Annotated in this window: 2 protein-coding genes; both read right to left on the bottom strand. The window is 39.6% G+C overall.

Annotated elements, in window-relative coordinates:
- Positions 1-4,474: amino acid adenylation domain-containing protein (locus tag PDT38_RS19205; protein ID WP_270803664.1), on the bottom strand; the 4,474-nt coding region annotated here is incomplete at its 3' end.
- A gap of 45 nt (positions 4,475-4,519) precedes the next feature.
- Positions 4,520-6,669: condensation domain-containing protein (locus tag PDT38_RS19200; RefSeq protein WP_270803663.1), on the bottom strand; the 2,150-nt coding region annotated here is incomplete at its 5' end.

Genomic DNA, 6,669 nt, shown 5'->3' with positions numbered 1-6,669 from the left:
GGCATGATGGCAGTGGCACATCCGTATCATTCATCTTGGCCACAAGTGCCTGTTCATCCTTAGAAATGAGTTCGAGTTCACCGAGTGTTTGCTCAGGATCAGCCAACACCGACTCAATCAGGTGTTCAAAATGCTTTGCCATTCGTTCGATCGTTTCTTTTTTAAATAAACTTGTGCTGTATTCAAAATAAATGTCTAGATTTGAGTGATGTTCAAAAACATCTAATGATAAATCAAATTGTACATGGGGATTGAAAATGTTTTGTATCTCCCACTGTGCTGGAAGTTCTGCTTGGTCATGATTGAACGAAAACATGGTTTGAATAAGATCCATTTTTATTCTAGATCTATTCATGATCCATTCTGCCGGGTCCACCTCACTTTCAAAAGCGGCAAGACAATGTTCTTTTACTGTTGAGAAAAATTCACCAATTGTCCATTGAGAATTGAGCTGAACCCTAATCGGAAGTGTTTTGACAAACATACCAACAGTTGATTCAAGACTTGCATGCTGTCTCCCGCTCACAGGAGTACCAACCACAATATCTTTCTGTCCTGTATATTTAGCAAGCAATAGTTGATAAATTCCTAATAAAAACGAAAAGAGCGTTTGATTAGTTTGTAATACGTACTTTTTCACTTGATCTGTCATTTCCATATCAAGTGTTTTGATATGAAAGCTACCCTCAAGCTCGGTTCCAGTTCCCTTTTGTTCATCAACAGGCAATGTCAGAACTGGTATTTCGTCCTCAAACTGTTTTTTCCAATAAGAAACATCAACGTCAGTCTCCCTCTTCTTCTCCCAGACAGCATAATCCTTATATTGGAGCGCAAGAGGCGGTAGTGGCTGGCTTTGTTCGTACAGTTGAATCAATTCCTGCAAGAAAATATGAATGGAATGGCCATCTGATATGATGTGATGCATATCAAGAAACAGAAAATGCTCTTCGTCATCCTCAAGAATACCCGCTCTTAACAGGGGAGCCCGTTGCAGGTCAAAAGGTTTTATCCATGCAGAAACTTGCTTGTACAACCCATCTTTAGCCACTTTTGTTGTTATGACTTCGACATTGACAGAAGAATGAATGTTCTGTACCACTTCGCCTTCAACCATCTCAAAAGACGTTCTTAAGCTTTCATGACGTTCAACGAGCATGTTGATTGCTTTCTGAACACGGTCAATATCTAAAAGATGAGGGACCTTTAACAGCACTGGCATATTATAACTCTGCTCTCTCCCTTGCAAATGGCTGACAGCATAAATCCGCCTTTGAATTGCAGAAGCCGGATAGTAGTCTTGAGGAGGGGCAGGTAGCATGCCAAGTGATGCTTCCGTTTCTGCTTGATCAATGACCATTGCCATATCTTCTAAATAAGGATGATCAAAAATCTGTTTAATCGATAGTTTGACTGAAAACTCCCGCTCAATAGCCACCATCAGAGAAACGGCTTTAAGTGAATGTCCACCGATTTCAAAGAAATGAGTATTCACTCCAACCGGCTTAACACTTAAAATTTGCTCCCACAATTCCACTAATTTTTTTTCTACAGCTGTTCGAGGGGCTATATATTCCCTCTCACGGTCTAATATATATTCAGGAGCTGGAAGCTCTTTTTCACTGATTTTCCCATTTGGTGTCACTGGAAGTTCATTTAATGGCATGAAAAAAGATGGTAGCATATATTCTGGTAAACGTTCAGCCAATTCACGTCTGATTTCTTTTGATGGTTTGTTTACATCAGCGACATAATAAGCGCATAAATAAGCCTCACCATGCTCACTTCTTCTTTCCATCACATACGCCTTTTTAATATTGGATAAAAGCAACAACTCAGCGGCTACTTCTTCTGGTTCAATCCTGAAACCGCGAATTTTCACTTGTCGATCTAGTCTCCCCATAAATTCAATGCTTCCATCTGGAAGCCACCTTGCCAAATCACCGGTTTTATACATTCTCTCCTGCTCTTTTAAAGGATGTGTGACAAACTTTTCCTCTGACAAATCTGGTCGATTCAAATAGCCTTTGGCAAGCCCTTTTCCGGCTATACATAACTCCCCAGGCAATCCGATTGCTTGAATCTTTCCGTACTGGTTCAAGATGATCAACTCTGTATCATTCAACGGTTTTCCAATTGGGATCGTTCCAAGTCTTTTATCAATCGATTGAATCGGATAAAAACTGGCAAAAACCGTGCTTTCTGTCGGTCCATAAACATGGATGAATTTGGTCGCTCCTGCTTGCTCCAAGGCTTGTTCAACAAAAGCAACTGTAACTTTTTCACCGCCAAATAAGACTTTACGAAGTCCATTAAATGCAGTTGGATTTTCTGCAATGACTGCATTAAATAAAGCCGTTGTTAAGAACATAATCGAAATGTCTTGTTTGATTAAAAATCTGGACAGTTCTCTTGGTGAAAGGACTGTGTTTGACTCAGGGAGGATTAGTTCTGCTCCATTTAAAAGTGCAGCAAAAATATCAAATACCGATCCATCAAAAGATAGATTGGATAGTTGTAAGATGCGATCCTCTTCTGTTACTTTGAGGTCATTCGGATTGACAACAACCCTCATCACATTTTCATGTTTGGTGAGAATTCCTTTTGGCTTACCTGTCGATCCAGATGTGTAGATGACATAGGCAAGATCTTGAGCTGAAGAGACAGAAGGAAGATTTTCAGAAAAACTCCCAGTTTGCATATCATCTATAAACAGCGTCTCCCCTGTGTATTGGATAGAAGGAAACAGTTCAGCTTTCTGTTTTTGATCAGTGATCAGAATAGAGATGTTCGAATCTTGAATGATATAGTCGATTCGTTCAATCGGATAATGCGGGTCAATTGGTACATATGCTGCTCCTGCTTTTAAAATACCAAGAATACCTATCATAAATGAATGAGAACGTTCCAGCATAATACCCACTAAATGATTTGGTTGCACACCAAGGCTCCGAAGCTGTTTGGCAAGTTCATTGGCACGACTGTTTAGTGTTTCATAAGTCAGAGTTTCCCCATTGAATGTAACAGCTGGTTTATGAGGAAATAAACCGACCTGCTGCTCAAATCGCTCATGCAAAGTCAGGCTATCTTTACACATGTTGCAATCTGACATTTGGAATGTATCTATCAATCTTCTTTCATCTGCATCAATTAACTCTACTTGAGATAGCTTCATATCCGGTGTTTGAATCATCTGTCGTAATATAGAGAGAAAACGTCTGCATAAGACACCAATTTCATCGTTTTCATATATGTTTTGATTATAATGAATAATCATAAATTGTTCCCTTGGTGCAATCGTTAGAAGAAAATCATAATTCGTTTCTTCTGTATCATGCAACTCTTGAATATGAAAGCCAAAAAGCTCATTTTCCGCTTCTTCTGATGTCTCCTGAGGTGGATAGTTTTGAAAAACTAGAAAATGATGAAGTAGATTCCCCTTCAAAGTCGTCATGTTTTGAAGATCAGCCAAAGAACAATACGAATAATGCTCAGACTTTAAGTTCGATTGTTGGACATTCTCAAAAAGCTGTGTGAAAGACAGGTTTGGGTCAACTTTTATCCTGACTGGAATCGTATTAATAAACAATCCCACCGCTTCTTCAATACCTTCTAGTTCTGGTGTTCTTCCAGACACAACTGATCCGAATACAACGTCATTTGACTGATTGTAATGGCTAAGCAGCAACGCCCAAGCTGTTTGACATATCGTATGAACAGTGATTTTGTAACGCTTTGAGACGTTTTCAAGACCTTGAAACAAATCATCATCTATTTTTTGATAAAAGTCTTCTTTTTGAAAGCCTTCATTTTTCGCTTTTTTATAGAAACTTGGCACTTCTGTGTTTGTCTCAAGCCCTTTCAGGTATTCCTTCCAATAGGTATGGGCTTCATTTTTACTTTGATTTTCAATCCATTGAATATATTTACTAAAAGAAAAGGACTTCTTATTGCTAACAGGCCGATTATGGAACAGGTCAGAATATATATCGAAAAACTCATCTAAAACTGCTTTAGCGCACCAACCATCCAAAATGATGTGATGATTTGAAAAAACGAGAACATATTCGGATTCCCCTAATTTTAGTGCCTCTATCCGAAATAAAGGTCCAACAGCCAAATCAAAGCCTTTTTTGAAATCTGATCTCAAAAATTCCTCAATGTACTGATCATGATCAGCCTGCTTGAAATGAGAATAATCATGCATGTTAATGGTCATGTTTCTTTTCTTAAATACAATTTGACGAGGACGACTTAGTTGTTTAGAGTGAATAAAAACCGTTCTTAGCAGGTCATGACGGCCAACAAGAATGTTAAGGCTTTGTTCAGCGATATTGAGATGAAATTCACCGGAAATTTTCACAGCCGTTTGAACACAGTATGCTTGACTATCTTTATCACTTAAATGATGGAACAGCATACCTTCTTGCATAGGTGTCAGCGGGTAAATGTTTTGGATATTTTGTTGCTGCTTCATTTCTTCACTCCCTTTTATCAATGATAGAGAGAGGCTATCCTCTCTCTACATGTCTTTAAGCAACTCATAAATATGATCCAGTTCCTCATTTGTCAATTGCTGATCATCAAAATCACTTAACGTTTTTTCTCCATGATCTTCTTTCTCTACACAATGGTTGACCATGTTGACCAAGATATCTGTATAACAGTTTAAAAGTGCTTCAATTTCGCTTTGATCAAACTCTTTTTCATGGTAGTCCACATTGATTTCTAGCACTCCATTTATAACAGCAAGGTTGAGGTCGAGCATATGGGTTCTTTCGTTTGCTAGACTGTTGGAATCCCCCAAATGGAGTGGCTTGATTCCACTTTGCTGTACCTCAAACTGACCTAAATAGTTAAAGCTCACGACAGAAGATGGTGTTTCTTCAAGCATTTGACCATGAAGCAAGCCGTAGCCAATCCCCTTATGTGGAATGCAATGAAGCGTATCTTTCACTGTCTTTATCACAGTCCCTATCTCTGCTTCACTTCCTATCGAAAGCACAACCGGAAATACAGATGTAAACCACCCGATCGTTCTTGAAACATCGACATGTTCTGAAATAGCTTCCCGACCATGCCCTTCTAAATCAAGGGGCAGTTCGGCTATTCCAAACTGTTTTCTCATCGCCAAAGCAAACGCAGCTAACAAAATGTCATTTATTTCTGTACGGTATGCATGATGTACCTTTTTTAAAAGGAGATTTGTTATATCTTGATCAAGCTGTTGAACAAAATGTTGACTGTTCGAACGCTTTTGATCGCTCGACTGACGGACTGCTAAAGAAGGCGGAACTGCTATTCGACTCTCAATCTCGCGCCAAAATGTTTTTTCTTTGACTGCTTCCTGTTGAGCATATTTCCACAATTCGGTTGTCCATTCTTTAAAAGAAGTCGTCTTTTCAGGTAGTTGTATGTTTTCCCCTGATAGTGCTTGTTCGTAAGCTGTTTCCAAGTCCTCAAGGAAAATCCGCCAAGAGACACCATCAATGATGAGATGGTGGATCACGATAACAAGATGGTCTCCTGTATTTGTTTGACAGAGACAGACTTTCACAAGAGGTCCGTTTTCGATGTCAAGCTCTCCTTGCATGTTGTTTATATGATGTTCAGCAAGCTCGCGCCAATTGGTTTTGTCTCTAAGATTTAGCACTTTCATTTCATAAAAATCAGCTGCATACGCTTTTCGAATCTTTTGCACGATATTGTGCTGTTCCTTTATAAAAACAGCTCTAAACATATCATGATGCTCCATCAATTGATCTAACGCCAATTCGATTGCTGTAGGATCAAAGCCTTCTGCTCTGTAGAGCGTCTCAGCTTGGTTGTAGTGATGTGGGTTTGCAAATGCTTTTGAAAAGAACCAGGTTTGTATTGGTGAGAGCGTAACTTCCCCTGATACTTGACGTTGATCAATTTGTTTATTTAAAGGTTCCACGTACAAAGCAGCTTCTGCAATTGTTGCATGTGTGAACAAGTACTTTGTTTCTAGTTTTAATTGATGCTTTCTCAATTGAGAAGAGATTTGAATCGCTTTGATTGAGTCTCCTCCATAATCGAAAAAGCTTCCATTTCTGCTGATCTGATCTATATCAAGTACTTCTTCCCAAATCGCGGCAAGAATTTTTTCTGTTTCTGTTTGCGGCGGCTCATATGTTTCTTTCAGTTCTTTTTTCGGCATTGGAAGCAGTTGCTCATTGATTTTTCCGTTTGGTGTTAATGGCAGCTCATCTACTGTGATGAAATAAACAGGGATCATGTAGTCCGGCAAGCTCTTCGCTAGCTGTTTCCTAATGTTTTCCCGCTCTATTTCAGTCTCTGTCACGAGATACGCACATAAAGTGGCTTGACCATTTTCATCGTGGTGAGCCATCACATAACCATTTTTCACTTCGTCTAGCTCAAGTAGCTTCGCTGTGATTTCACCTGGCTCAATCCGGACACCGCGAATTTTCACTTGCTTATCCAACCTGCCAAGATATGTGATCGTTTGATCACTGTGCCATTTTACAAGGTCACCGGTTCGATAAAGCCGACCGTTTGGGTGTGATACAAAGGCGCGCTTCGTCTGATCTGGACGGTTGTAGTAACCTCTGGCAACACCTGCACCACCAATATACAGTTCCCCAGGAATGCCTGGCGGCACTTGCTTTCCATCTTGGTCAAGGACAT

It is taken from the genome of Bacillus changyiensis, from assembly GCF_027706145.1.
Classification (GTDB): domain Bacteria; phylum Bacillota; class Bacilli; order Bacillales; family Bacillaceae; genus Bacillus; species Bacillus changyiensis.
Note: the sequence above shows the minus strand (reverse complement) of the source record. Positions and strands in the feature narration are given on the sequence as shown.